The following is a 13673-nucleotide window of genomic DNA, read 5'->3' as shown; positions in this document are numbered from 1 at the left end:
CTGTCGTCGGCAGGAGCGGGCAGCGTGATCGACATCGTGCTGGGCGTGCTGATCGGTGCGTCGGTGCTGTTCGGCTTCATCCGCGGTTTCGTCGGCACGGTGGTCGCGCTGGTGTCCTGGCTGCTGGCCGGCTGGATGGCGTTCACCTTCGGCAACGAGGCATCGCACTGGTGGGCGGCGCCGCAGCCACCCGGCACGGGTCACTATCTGGCCGGCTATCTGGGGGTGTTCGTGCTCACCGTGGTGGCGGTCGGGCTGGTCGGGCTGTTGCTGAAGGCAGCGATCAAACTGACCCTGCTGGGCGGCGTGGATCGCCTGCTGGGCGGTGCCCTGGGCCTGGTCCGCGGCCTGTTCTTCGCCAGCGTGCTGTTGCTGCTGGCCGGTTTCACCGCGTTGCCGGCTGAGCCGGCATGGCAGCAGTCGCAGGTGCGGCCGTTGCTGCAGCCGGCGGTGGCCTGGATGCAGGCCCAGCTGCCGCAGCTGGACGGCATGCTGCCACAGGCGCTGCCGCTGGACGGCCTGCTGCCGGGGGCACTGCCCTTGCCCCTGCTCGAGAATGCCCCCACCTCCTCGCAGGTATTGGGCAAGCCGGCGCCGACAGGCGATAATGGCGTTCTCAACGAGGTAGTGGCGGGCGGCGGATGGCCGCGGCCCGTGGACGTGGAGCGGGAGCCCCGGCCGGCCCCCACACTGCCCAGCAACATCGAGCCGGCGCCCGCGCGTCCGGCCCGGCCCGCGCCTGCCGCGGGCGGGACCCCAGGCCAGGCACGGCCACCTTCCTTGTAACTGGGCACAGCCCAGCGGAGACCTCGCACCATGTGTGGCATCGTCGGAATCGTCGGCAACCAGAACGTCGCCGGGCAGTTGTATGACGGCTTGACCGTCCTCCAGCATCGCGGCCAGGACGCGGCAGGCATCGCCACCGCCAACGGCAGCCGCCTGCGGGTGCAGAAGGCCAACGGCCTGGTCCGCGACGTGTTCGACGCACGCACCATGTCCACCCTGGAGGGCAGCGTCGGTATCGCCCACGTGCGGTATCCCACGGCCGGTTCGGAAGGCATGGACGAGGCCCAACCGTTCTACGTCAATTCGCCGTATGGCATCGCCCTGGCGCACAACGGCAACCTCATCAACACCGAGGCTCTGCGCCAGCAGGTGTTCGAGCAGGACCGCCGCAACGTCAACACCGATTCGGACAGCGAAGTGCTGCTGAACGTGTTCGCCTACGAACTGGAACAGCAGCGCCAGCTCAGTCCGGAAGCCGCCATCCGCGCGGTGGCCGGGGTGCATCGTCGCTGCAAGGGCGGCTACGCGGTGGTCAGCGTGGTGCTGGGCCTGGGACTGGTTGCCTTCCGCGATCCGCATGGCATCCGTCCGCTGGTGCTGGGCAAGCGCAGCCATGCCGAGGGCGACGAGTACATCGTCGCTTCCGAATCGGCCGCACTGGACGTGCTCGGCTTCCAGCGCGTACGCGACGTGCAGCCGGGCGAAGCGCTGGTCATCACCGCGCGTGGCGAGCTGTTCTCGGAAATCTGCGCCGAACCGGCCGAGCATACGCCGTGCATCTTCGAGTACGTGTACTTCGCCCGCCCGGATTCGATGATCGACAATGTCTCGGTGCACAAGGCGCGCATGCGCATGGGCATCAAGCTGGGCGAGAAGATCCTGCGCCTGCGCCCGGACCACGACATCGACACCATCATCCCGATTCCGGACACCTCGCGCGATGCGGCGCTGGAAATCTCCAATGTGCTCGGGGTGAAGTACCGCGAAGGCTTCATCAAGAACCGCTATATCGGCCGCACCTTCATCATGCCGGGGCAGGGTGAGCGGGTGAAGTCGGTGCGGCGCAAGCTCAACCCGATCCACCTGGAGTTCCGCAACCGGGTGGTGCTGCTGGTGGACGACTCGATCGTGCGTGGCACCACCAGCCAGCAGATCGTGCAGATGGCCCGTGATGCGGGCGCACGCAAGGTCTACCTGGCCAGTGCCGCGCCGCCGGTGCGCTTCCCGAACATCTACGGCATCGACATGCCGGCCGCCGAAGAACTGGTCGCGCACAACCGCAGCGTTGAAGAAATCGAGGCCCACCTGGGCTGCGACTGGCTGATCTACCAGGATCTGGAAGACATGGAAGCGGCCGTGAGCGAGGGCAACCCCGCACTGCGCAACTTCGACTCGTCCTGCTTCAACGGCCACTATCCCACCGGCATCGAACCGGGCTACTTCGAGCGCATCCAGCAGCTGCGTTCGGACGACGCCAAGCACAAGCGCCGCGCCTGAGGCCAAGGGCGTGGTCGAGGTGGCCGACGTCGGTGGCGACCTGCTGCGTGCCGCGCAGCAGTGCCTTGCAGAAGCCGATCCGCTGCGCAAGGTGGCCTTGACCCAGGCCCATGCCGCGGCATTCCGTGCGGGGCGGCTGAAGGTGGCGGTGGATGCGCCGCCACCGGAGCCGATCCGGATGCCGGGCAGGCCGGACCGCCTGGTACTGGTCCATCCGCGCGAGGTGCCGCGGCGTGGCCTCGGTGGCGTGGAAGGGCGCGCCGCGTTCATCCATGCCATCGCCCACATCGAACTCAATGCGATCGATCTGGCCTGGGATGCCGTGTATCGCTTCCGCGGCCTGCCCGCAGCCTTCCATGCCGACTGGGTCAGTTGTGCCGATGACGAGTCGCGGCATTTCATGCTGTTGCGTGAGCGCCTGCTGGCACATGGCCACGACTACGCCGACTTCCCTGCGCATAACGGCCTGTGGGAGATGTGCGAGAAGACCGCACATGACGGCCTGGCACGCATGGCGCTGGTGCCCCGCGTACTGGAAGCGCGTGGCCTGGACGTGACACCGGGCATGATCGACAAGCTGCGCAACGTCGGCGATGGCGAGACCGCGGATGTGCTGGAGATCATCCTGCGCGAGGAAGTGGCGCACGTCGCCGCAGGTTCGCGCTGGTACCGCTGGTACTGCGAACGTGCCGGCGTTGAACCGCGCGCACGCTTCAAGGCACTGCTGGTCGAGTTCGCAGGCGGTTACCTGCATGGTCCGTTCAACCTGGAAGCCCGCCTGCTGGCGGGCTTCGATGCCGACGAACTGGCCAACCTGGTCGAACAGGCCGGCTGACCGGCAACGCGGGAGCCCAGTCCCGCCCTGCGCGGGCGCGTCTCATGTGTTCGGCAGCACCACCCGCTTGCCATCCACGGTGGGGCGGTTGATGTAGAACAGGCCGGGACCGGGTCGATACGGCAGCTCGCTCACGCCGGCATCGGCCGCATAGGTCAGCGCGGTATCGCCCAGAGCGTCGAAATTCCAGTGTGCCGACTGCATCAGGTAGCGCCTGCGCAGCAGTGCTTCCTGGGCCGGGGTGAGGGCCTGGCCGGCCATCAGCCGGCGCGCGATCGGCAGCAGTGCTTCGGGCAGTTCCCAGCCGGCAACCGCGTTGGCATCTGCGCGCCAGCGTACGCCGGCGGCGATGGCCTGCTGCTGCATCACCTGCAGGGCCACCAGCTGGTAACGCCAGTCGATGCGCCGACGCAGCACCACTGCCGCGGTGACGTACAACACCGGCGACAGCAGCACGCTGCGGCTGCCGGCGCGGCGTTGCTGCTGCCACTGGTGCCAGACATCGACCCACACATCCTTTTCGCCCAGCCCGAGCTGCTGCCGCCAGCGTTCGGCATCCGCCTGCGCCTCGGCGTACACCGTCGTGGCCTGAAGCTGTGCCAGCGGGGGGACCTGGTAGTCGGCCAAGCCTGGCCGGCGCAGCTGCTGCCGGCGTGGGCGACTGAGCAGCTTCGGTCCTTCCTCTGTCTGGTTGTAGCCACCGCCGATGTTGGCGTGCACGCCGGGCAGTGCGATCTCCATGTGCGCTGCGGCCACCCGCGTGAGCGGGTAGTGCTGGCGATGTTCGTCGCGCGCGACCAGCTGCACGACACGTCCGGCGATGTCGGCGGCGAGGGCGACGCGTGGTCGCTCATCGGCTCTTCCCCCGCTTACGGCGACGACCGTGTCGAACAGGCCGATGAAGCGCAGCAGCGGCCGTGCCGGCGCGAAGCCGGCGGCGCACACCAGCCCCGCGTCCTGCAGCAGTTGCTGCCAGCGGGCCGTATCCCAGGCCTGCAAGCGGTTGGCGGCATCGCGCGCCGCCGCCGCCCCGCGCGAGTATCCGAACAGATCCAGCTGCACGCCCTGCACGGGCTTGTGCCAGCGCGCGGACACGCTGGTCAATGCTGCCGGCAACAGCTCGTTGAGCGCGCGCTCGACCTTGGCACGCACACCGCTGGCGCCGATGCCGAAGGCCAGTCCCAGCAGATCGTCTTCGGCATCATCGCGGGTGCCCACCCCTTCCACGTAGATGGCCAGCGAGGGGAACGGCAGCGTCTCCTGGCGGCTGTCCGGATACAACCGGTGCAGCCGTGCGACGTTGGTCAGGCCATTGTCGTAGCTGCTGGTCAACCGGCTCTGATAGGTCGAATCATCGTCGGCGCGCAGCACGGCAGGGCGGGGTTGCGGTACCTGGACGTGTCCGCGCGCCAGGTTGTGCGCGTTGTTGCGGGTGCCATCGAAGAACAGACCAATCCGCAGCACGGCGGCATCGTCATGGGTGTCCTGCGCTGGTGCCATGTGCATTCCCCGTCGTGGCTACGTCACGGTAGCGCGAAAGCGGTGTGTTGGCGAAGTGTAGCGACGCTGTTGACCTGACTGAACACAGATGCGGTCGATCACAGATCCAGATTCTCATTCCCACCGCCTATTGAATTCACACGACCTGCGCAGGCCAGATGGCCGGACCCGACACAACGGGTCGTGCTGCATCACTGCTGTTCACTTCATTCAAGGAGCGACGAAATGATGTCCAGATCGATTGGCAAGACGGCGGGTGGCCTGTTGCTGGGAATGTCGGTGGTTGCGGCCGCCGGTGCTGCACCGTTGTTCGAGCCGGTGACGGTACTCAGTCGTGCATCGGCAAGCAGTGAACCTGCGCTGGGCCGGTTGCTGGCGACGCCGTCCACGGCCGCCGTGCAGGAGGTGCGGGTCGATGCCGCTGCCACCGCGCAGCCGCAGCTGGAGTTCGAGCTGCTTGGCCAGCGGGTGCAGGCGGTACGCAGCAAGGTCGAAACGCTGCCCGACGGCGGCTCTGTCTGGTACGGCCAGCTCCGCTCCGCGTCGGGCAGGCTGCAGGCGGCCACCTCCAATGGACAGGATGACCCTGGCAATTCGGTGATCCTGGTCCGCTCCGGCGACACGCTGACCGGCTCGATCCGCAAGGACGGCAAACTCTACCGGTTGCGTCCGCTCGGCAACCGCCACGTCCTGGTGGAAGTGGATGAATCGCGGATGCCGGCCGACCACCCGGCCGACTACAACCAGTTGCCGAAGATTCCGCTGCCGGCCGATGACCGCATCGGCATTGCCCAGGCGTCTTCGGGAACGCCGGCGACCATCCGCGTACTGGTGGTGGCCACCAATGCCGCCGTCGCCGCCTATGGCGGCAACATGCAGTCGCTGGTGCAGCTGGCGGTCGCCGAGTCGAACCAGGGCTACACCAACAGCAATGTCGGCCTGACGCTGCAGCTGGCCCGCTACGAGACCACCAGTTACAGCGAATCCGGCGACTTCAATACCGATCTGGCACGTTTCCGCGGCACCAGCGACGGCTACATGGACAGCATCCACAGCAGCCGCAATACCTACACGGCCGATGTCGGCGTGCTGCTGATCAACAACGCGTCGTACTGCGGCCTGGCCTCGGGCATCGGCTCAAGCGCATCCACCGCGTTCGCGGCGGTGTACTGGGATTGCGCGACCGGCTACTACTCGTTCGCCCACGAGATCGGCCACCTGCAGAGCGCGCGGCACGATCTCGCCAACGATCCGAGCACGTCGCCGTACGCCTATGGCCATGGCTATCGCTATGAGCCGTCCAGTGGTACCGGCTGGCGCACCATCATGGCGTACAACTGCACCCGCAGCTGCCCGCGCCTGAATTACTGGTCCAATCCGAACATAAGCTACAACGGCATCCCGATGGGCACTGCCAGCACCGCCGACAACCAGCGCGTGCTGGTCAATACCAAGCACACCATCGCCGGCTTCCGGTAACCGGTACTCGGGGCGCACGACCCGGGGTCGTGCGCTGCCGTGGATGGACGGGCCTCAGGTCAGCGAATCCAGCGTCCAGCCCTGTGGGGTCACGCGCAGTACCGAGCCCTGCTCGTACCAGTCACCCAGAACGATGCGGGTGCAGCTGCGTCCGCCGGCCTGCAGCGCATGGATTGCAGGGCGGTGAGTGTGGCCGTGGATCATGGTGTCCACGCCGTGACGGATGAAGGTGGCCTCCACTTCGGCCGGGGCCACGTCGGTCACTGTCTCGAACTGCGCGCGATCGCCCTGTTTCATTTCCGACTGCCGTGCCTGGCTCGCTTCACGGGCCTTCTGTGCGAAGGCAATGCGTGCGGCCAGCGGTTGCGAGAGGAACTGCGCCTGGAATGCCGGATCGCGCGTCTGCGCGCGGAACTGCTGGTAGGGAATGTCGTCGGTGCACAGCAGATCGCCGTGCTGCAGCAGCACCGCACGGCCGTACAGCTCGATCACGCACGGGTCGGGCAGGATGCGCAGACCGGCACGGCGTGCGTAGTCTTCGCCAAGCAGGAAATCGCGGTTGCCGCGGATGAAGTACACCGGCACGCCGCTGTCGGCGAGCGTCCTCAACGCGTCCGCCACCGCATCGGCGGCGGGTGAGGGCGTGTCGTCGCCGATCCAGGCCTCGAACAGATCGCCCAGGATGTACAGCGCGTCCGCGCCGGGCGCCTGTTCGCGCAGGAAACGCAGGAACAGGTCGGTGATTTCCGGACGGCTCGGGTCCAGGTGCAGGTCGGAAATGAACAGCGTGGTCATGCCTGCATTCTAGGTCATCCCGGATACCGGTAGCGCCGGGCCGTGGCCCGCCAGCGCGGCGGCGGTGGCCCTCACACCGGCAGCGGCAGCCAGGCCAGGCTGGCCGACGCCAGCAGTGCGGCGATGCCGGTGGCGGCCAGCACATCGCTGGGGTAATGCAGGCCCAGCACGACCCGCGACAGGCCCACGCCGAGGGTGAACGGCACCAGCAGCGGCGCCAGCCAGGGGTAATAGGCCAACGCCACGATGGTGAACGACACCGCGTGCAGGGTATGCCCGGACGGGAAACTGAACTCGTCCAGCGGGGCCACCCAGGCCCGGATGCGCAGATCCGCGGCATACGGGCGGGGGCGCCGGGTCCAGCGCTTGAGGCCCTTGTACAGCAGCAGCGCGGCCAGGCCGGTGGCGGCCATGTGCACCGATGCGCGCAGCCCGTCAAAGCCATCGATCGCCACCAGTACACCCATCAGCACGTACCAGAACACGCCGTCGCCAAGCCGGCTGATGATCGAGAACAGACGGCGCACGCGGCGGCGCCGGCAATAGTGGTTCGCCCGCCGGCACAGGCGTGTTTCGCTGCCGCGCAGCAGTTCAAGCGGCGTGGTGCGCATGGCCAATCCTCCGGGTGTTCGCCAGCTCGGCCAGCAGCGCATCGAACTCGGCCACCACCTGCTGCGGATGCAGCCGCTTCATCGCCCGTGCGGCCTGGCTGCCCAGTTCGCGGCGCAGCGTGTCATCGCTGGCCAGCTGCACGGCCGCTTCGACGAACTGCTCGTCGTTGTCCACGGCGGCACCGTTCTCGCCGTTGCGCAGGTACTCACGCGCCGCGCCGTAATCAAAGGCCACCGTGGCCAGGCCGCTGGCCATGCTTTCCAGGGTCACGTTGCCGAAGGTCTCGCTGCGGCTGGGGAACAGGAACAGATCGCCGCTGGCGAAATGGCGGGCCAGCGCTTCGCCGCGCTGGATGCCGCAGAAGATGAAGTCGGGGTTCTCATGCGCCAGCTTCTCCCGTGCGGGCCCGTCGCCGACCCAGACGAAGCGTGCCTTCGGCCGTATCTGCTGCAGGCGGCGGAACGCCTTCACGGCCAGTCCGAGGTTCTTCTCGGCGGCGATGCGGCCAACGTAGATCGCTGCCAGGCCGTTGCCGTCGATGCCCCATTCCTCGCGCAGGGTGGGGTCACGCCGGCCCGGGTCGAACTGCTGGCTGTCGACCGCGCGGGCCAGCAGCCGGACGCGCTCGAAGCCCTGTTCGGCAAGGAACTGTTGGAGCTCGCGGGTGGGCACGAGGGTGGCGTCGGCCTGGTTGTGGAAGCGGCGCATCCAGCGCATCGCAGCGGCCTGCAGCCAGGCGACCCCGTAGTCGGGCAGATACTCGTCGAAGCGGGTGTGAAAGCCACTGGCTACCGGGATGCCGAGGCGCCGCGCGGTACGCAGCGCCGACCAGCCCAGCGGGCCTTCGGTAGCGACATAGATCGCATCCGGGCGCTGCTGCTGCCAGTGGCGACCGAGCCGGATCGGGGCCGGCAGGCCGAACCGCAAGCCGGGATAGCGGGGCAGGGCGGCGCCGGGCACCAGCAGGGTACCGGGAGCGGAATCCAGCGCTTCACTGGCCTGGCGTGGCCGGATCAGGTCGATCTCGTGCCCGGCCGTCCGCAGGCCCTGTTCCAGTCCCTGCACGGTCAGTGCGACGCCGTTGACTTCCGGCGGATACGTCTCGGTGACGATGGCATAGCGCATGGCGGGCCTCCGGTTTCCCGGCATGCTCGGGCCTGGCGATGTAGCCGACATGACGGCTTGGCGACACAGGCATGACAGACGCGCAGGAGTGCCGGCTGCGGGGCCGGGGCCAGAAAAAACCACGGCCCCGAAGGGCCGTGGTCGTGGAGCGTCGCAGTGCGATCGATCAGAAGCGCTGCTGGTACTTCATGTAGATGAAACGACCGATGTCGTAGCCACCGTAGTACGAGAACGCGGAGTTCGGCTTGCTGTACATGATCGGGCCGGACTTCTCGAACACGTTGTTGGCGCCGACGGCGACGGTCGCATCCCACGGCAGGTTGTAGCGGAACTGCACGTCGTGGAAGGTCACCGAACCACGCTCGTTGTAGTTGCGCGAGCCCTTGTACCACGGTGCATACACGCCCGGATCGGAGCACTCGTCCGGATACAGACCGATGTTGGAGCAGGTCTCCTTCACGCCCGAGTAGTAGCGCGCGGTCCAGGTCACGCCGAAGTCACCCAGATCGTAGCCCAGCGCCAGGTTGGAGCGGACGCGGAAGGCGCTGCCGATGCCATTGGTGACGATCGGAACGATCGAGCTGTCGTTCGAGGTGCGGTAGGTCGCACTGGACACGTAGGTGGTGGCCGAATTCACGTTGAACTTGCCGAACCGGGTGTCCAGACGGTAGCTCACATCCAGGTCGTAACCTTCGGTTTCCATGAAGCCCGCATTGCGGTTGCCGAACTTCAGGTTGGTCACGATGCCCGTCACCGGGTCACGCTGGAAGCGCGTGCAGCGCGAATCGATGCCTGCTTCGTAGCAGTCCTGCAGGATCTGGGTCGGCGTATCGGCAATGATCGTGTTGTCGATGCGGATCTTCCACCAGTCCAGCGAGGCGTTGAAGCCCTGGATGAAGCTCGGGCTCCAGACCAGGCCCAGCGTCTTGCTGGTCGAGGTTTCCGGAGTCAGCAGCGGATTCGAGCCGGAGGTGAACGGCACCGGCGTGGCATCGGTGGAGGTGTTCACCGGAGTGCCGCCCTGGCGCAGCTGGCGGAAGGTATCGGCATTGGCGATGTCGCGGGCGCAACGCGAACGGACTTCGGCGCTGGAGGCCGAGGAACCGAAGCGGGTGTCGCACGGATCGCTGAACTGCGCGAAGGTCTCGGAGCCACCACCGAACAGATCGTTGATGGTCGGGGCGCGGAAGCCCTCCGCCCAGGTGCCACGCACCATCAGCGAGTCGATCGGCTTCCACTTGAAGCCGAACTTGCTGTTGAGGGTGTTGCCGAAGGTGTTGTAGTCCGAGAAACGGGTAGCACCGTTGAAGCTCAGTTCCTTCGCGCCCGGCAGATCGGCCAGCACCGGAACGTTCACTTCCAGGTAGGCTTCATTGACGGTGTAGTCGCCACCGGTCGGGCCAGCCGCGAGGTTGGTGGTGGCGCCGGTCTGGGCCAGGGCATCCGGGGTGTACTTGCCTTCTTCCTTGCGGCTTTCCACGCCGAAGGCTAAGCCGAGGTCACCGGCCGGCAGGGTCACGATGCTGCCCGCGATGCTGGCGAAGAAGTTCTTGGAGGTGGTGCGGCCCTTGGTGATCTCATCCGGGAACAGCCACGCCTGCAGTTCTTCGTTGCCATAGATGCCATCGGCAGCGGTGGTGCCGTACGGAACCAGCGGGTTCCACGGCTTGCAGACGTCGTAGGAGATCGGAGCAGCGGCCGTGCCGCACTGCACCTTGCCGGTGGCGGCGTTGAAGAAGGACGGACCTACGCCGGCCGCTACGCGACCCTTGTGCAGGTTGCCGGTCGCCACCGATTCCAGCTCGTTGCGGTTGTACTGGTAGCCCACTTCCCAGTCGAAGTAACGCTCGCCGATATCGAATGAGCCGTCGAACGACGCCACCGCGCGGTAGGTCTTCAGCTCGCTGGTGGTCACGCGCGGCACTTCCCAGGTGCGGCGGTTCCAGGCCACCGCAGTCGGGGTGGCGAAGCCGTGCTGGTTGCCGAACGGGTTGAAGTAGCTGTCGATCGACATGGAGCCGACACCGGCGGTGCTCGACTGCAGCGGATAGCCCGCGATCTGGCGGGTGGACTCGCGCTGGTTGTAGCCCAGCTCGGTGCGGAAGTTGACGTTGTCGGTGATCTTGAACCGGCCGTCGAAGTAGATCGAGTCGCGCTTGACCGGGTACATCACGTGCATCTGGTCGTTGGCGTTGCTCACGTCACCGGTGAAGGGCGTGGAGTTGGTGAGGTGGTAATTGGCCGGATTGGTCGGGTCCGTGCCACGGTTGAGCGAGTAGCCACAGCCTGCCGGAGGCGTCGCATTGCAGCCGGGACCGCGCACGCCGGTGAACTGGCCGTACTGGCTGATGGTGGTCCAGTTGCTGCTGTCGTTCGGGTGGCGATCGGTCATGCCGTACTGGCTGAAGCCGCGGTCACGTGCCCACACGCCCTTCTCTTCTGCATGCTCGGCCGACAGGGTCAGCGAGATGCGGTCGTTGTTCCAGCCGGCGACCACGTCGAAGCGGTCGCGCGCGCCGTCGCCCTCGCTGTACTGGCCGTGGTAGACGTTGGCGGTCACGCCGGTGACGTTGGAGCGGGTGATGATGTTGACCACGCCAGCCATGGCATCCGAACCATAGATCGCAGAAGCGCCGTCCTTCAGCACCTCGATGCGCTCCACTGCCGACACCGGCAGGGAGGAAACGTCCTGGTAGCCGGACGTGCTGATGCCCAGGCGCTTGCCGTTGACCAGCACCAGCGTGCGCTGCGTGCCCAGGTTGCGCATGTCGATGTAGGTGCCGCCCGCGTTCTCGCCTGCGGTCAGCGCGTTGGCGCGGCTGATTGCCGGGCTGCCCATCGCGGTGACGTTCTGCAGGATGTCGGCAACCGAGCTGAAGCCCTGGCGCTCGATATCGTTGCGGCTGATCGCGAACACCGGCTGGGCGGTTTCCACGTCGACCTGACGGATACGCGAACCGGTGATCTCGATACGGTCCAGGTTGGTCGGCGAAGCAGTGCTTTCGCTCTGGGCGAACGCGGGCAGTGCCGCCAGCGTTGCAGTGGTAGCCAGGGCATAGCGGATCGCCTGCCCCAGGGCGGTGGTGCGTGAAGTCATACGAGCTCTCTCTCTCAGGTCGTGCAACGGACGCCAAAAAGGGCGTCGAAGAAGCCGGAAGGTCGTGCGACCGGACCAGCAACCCGATAGTAGTCTCGTTGGTTAATGCTGTGTAAAGAGGGTGTGTCGAACAAATTAACGCCTTGTCACAAATCCTCACAAAAAATGAACAAAAGCAATCGCTTACGGTGCCGTCGCGAATGGACCGCCAACGACCGGCTGACGCGATGCAGCAGGAAAAGCCGCCAGATTGCGCAAAGTGTCACCGAATGTAACGCCGAGGCGCGCGTATTCAGGCAACGAAGGGACGGAATTGGATGCCGAGGCCGGCGATGCCGTCGGTCTCGCCGATCAGGTCGGCGCGCAGCAGCGGCCGGGCGTCGATGAACGCCTGCGGCACGATCAGCGACAACCGGTTGTCATCGGCGGTCAGTTCCAGCGGCGGCAGCGGAGCGTCCTCATGGGCACGGTTGAGCAGCACCGCCAGGCGCAGCAGCGCGGCCAGCCGCCGCGCGGTCAGCAGCAGGCGCTCGGGCAGGGCGTCGAACGCGGTCTTGCCCACGCTGCGGCGATGGCTGCGGACCAGGGCCGCCAGCATCTGCTGCTCCTGCCGCGAGAAGCCGGCGATGTCCGAGTGTTCCAGCACGTAGCTGCCATGCACGTGATAGCCGCTGTGGGCGATCATCAGCCCCAGCTCATGCAGGCGTGCCGCCCAGCCGAGCATGCGGGCATCGTCAGCGTCGAGCTTCCAGCGTTCCTGTACCTGCTCCAGCAGCGACAGGGCGGTGTCCTGCACGCGGTCGGCCTGGACGGTGTCGATGCCGTAACGGTGGGTGAGCGCAGCGACCGATTCGTCGCGCAGGTCGTTCTCGCCGGCACGGCCGACAATGTCGTAAAGGATGCCTTCGCGCATCGCGGCCTTGCTGACCAGCAGCTTCTGCAGGCCCAATGCCTGGAAGGCCGCCTCCAGCACCAGGATGCCGCCCGCGATGATCGGGCGGCGATCGCTGGACAGGCCCGGCAACACGATGTCGTCGATCTTCTTGGCCTTGAGCAGCTCGTCGCGCAGCTGTGGCAGGGCTTCGGCGGTGATCGCCCCCTTGCTCAGCTTCATCGTCGCGCAGATCTCGCTGATCGCCTTGTGGGTGCCCGAAGAACCCAGTGCCTCCTGCCAGCCCAGCGCACGGTACTTGCTGGCGAAGGGCTGGAACTCGCGACCGATCTCGGCCAGTGCATCCTTCCAGCGCTTCTTGCTGAGCTTGCCGCCCGGAAAGAAGCGGCGGGTGCTGGCAATGCAGCCGGCCTGCAGGCTCTCGCGCTCGAGGGTCTGCATGCCCATGCCGATGATGAACTCGGTCGAGCCACCGCCGATGTCGATCACCAGCCGGCGCTCGCCCGGTTTGGGCGGCTGGGCATGGGCGACGCCCAGGTAGATAAGGCGCGCCTCCTCGCGGCCGCTCACCACTTCAATGGCATGTCCAAGCGCGGTTTCGGCGGGAACCAGGAACGACTGCGGTGAACGCAGCTGCCGCACGGTATTGGTGGCCAGTGCACGCACGCGGTGCGACGGGACATTGCGGATGCGCTGGCCGAAGCGGGCCAGGCATTCCAGTGCGCGTTGCCGTGCCGCAGCCGACAGGCCCCCCTTGCCATCCAGACCGTCGGCCATGCGCACGGTTTCGCGCAGGCGGTCGATCACCCGCAGCTGGCCGAGCGTGTAGCGCGCGATGACCATGTGGAAACTGTTGGAGCCAAGGTCGATGGCGGCCAGCAGGTCGCCATCCTGCAATGCGGGCGGAGTCGTGGTGGTATGCGGCATGGGCGAATGTTAGCCGAAGGGGCGGTGTGCTCGTCACCGCATGGCCTTCACATTTTGTCGGGGGGCGTTCGGTAGTGCCGGCCGCTGGCCGGCAAGGTCAACGTCAACGTCAACGTCAAAAGCGGGTT

Annotated in this window: 10 protein-coding genes; 4 read left to right on the top strand and 6 right to left on the bottom strand. The window is 66.7% G+C overall.

All coding sequences use genetic code 11. The features are described 5' to 3' along the window. Nucleotides 1-24 precede the first annotated feature (24 nt). The 3 genes from AC5P5M_RS13955 to AC5P5M_RS13945 are packed head-to-tail and all read left to right on the top strand — an operon-like array spanning nt 25 to nt 3118. On the top strand, nt 25-786 hold the full coding sequence (locus tag AC5P5M_RS13955; RefSeq protein WP_053519448.1) for a CvpA family protein: 762 nt from the start codon (nt 25-27) through the stop codon (nt 784-786). A 30-nt stretch (nt 787-816) separates the two neighbouring features. Continuing rightward, a complete protein-coding gene (gene purF, locus AC5P5M_RS13950; RefSeq protein WP_065175938.1) occupies nt 817-2283 on the top strand; it encodes an amidophosphoribosyltransferase in 1467 nt (488 codons plus the stop codon). 10 nt (nt 2284-2293) lie between these two features. Next, the gene (locus AC5P5M_RS13945) at nt 2294-3118 is read left to right on the top strand and encodes a ferritin-like domain-containing protein (protein WP_262100145.1); all 825 of its coding nucleotides are present in this window, start codon (nt 2294-2296) and stop codon (nt 3116-3118) included. Between the two features lie 42 nt (nt 3119-3160). On the opposite strand, the gene AC5P5M_RS13940 is transcribed toward AC5P5M_RS13945, so the two are convergent. After that, on the bottom strand, nt 3161-4618 hold the full coding sequence (locus tag AC5P5M_RS13940) for a T6SS phospholipase effector Tle1-like catalytic domain-containing protein (protein WP_495206043.1): 1458 nt from the start codon (nt 4616-4618) through the stop codon (nt 3161-3163). Nucleotides 4619-4843: 225 nt separating this feature from the next. Here AC5P5M_RS13940 and AC5P5M_RS13935 point away from each other — a divergent pair, with 225 nt between their 5' ends. Next, the gene (locus AC5P5M_RS13935; protein WP_053519444.1) at nt 4844-6097 is read left to right on the top strand and encodes a M12 family metallo-peptidase; all 1254 of its coding nucleotides are present in this window, start codon (nt 4844-4846) and stop codon (nt 6095-6097) included. Nucleotides 6098-6151: 54 nt separating this feature from the next. Here the strand turns inward: AC5P5M_RS13935 and lpxH are convergent, their stop codons facing one another. From lpxH to ppx, 5 genes are all read right to left on the bottom strand, one after another. Next, complete coding sequence (gene lpxH / locus AC5P5M_RS13930; RefSeq protein WP_053519443.1) at nt 6152-6892, bottom strand: UDP-2,3-diacylglucosamine diphosphatase; 741 nt, start codon at nt 6890-6892, stop codon at nt 6152-6154. Between the two features lie 71 nt (nt 6893-6963). Then, entirely contained in the window at nt 6964-7503 is a 540-nt protein-coding gene (locus tag AC5P5M_RS13925; protein ID WP_053519442.1) for a phosphatase PAP2 family protein, read from the bottom strand. Further along, nucleotides 7484-8629: a glycosyltransferase family 4 protein gene (locus AC5P5M_RS13920; protein WP_111186886.1), complete on the bottom strand. Its 1146-nt coding sequence runs from the start codon at nt 8627-8629 to the stop codon at nt 7484-7486. Before AC5P5M_RS13920 ends, AC5P5M_RS13925 begins: the two co-directional genes overlap by 20 nt. Nucleotides 8630-8795: 166 nt before the next feature. Beyond that, the gene (locus AC5P5M_RS13915) at nt 8796-11726 is read right to left on the bottom strand and encodes a TonB-dependent receptor domain-containing protein (RefSeq protein WP_495206042.1); all 2931 of its coding nucleotides are present in this window, start codon (nt 11724-11726) and stop codon (nt 8796-8798) included. Nucleotides 11727-12018: 292 nt separating this feature from the next. After that, the gene (ppx, locus tag AC5P5M_RS13910; RefSeq protein WP_053519439.1) at nt 12019-13545 is read right to left on the bottom strand and encodes an exopolyphosphatase; all 1527 of its coding nucleotides are present in this window, start codon (nt 13543-13545) and stop codon (nt 12019-12021) included. Nucleotides 13546-13673: the final 128 nt, after the last annotated feature.

This window comes from Stenotrophomonas sp. YJH_SMC_106-19 (genome assembly GCF_059368375.1).
The sequence above is the reverse complement of the archived record's forward strand: the minus strand, read 5'-3'. Positions and strand labels throughout refer to the sequence as shown.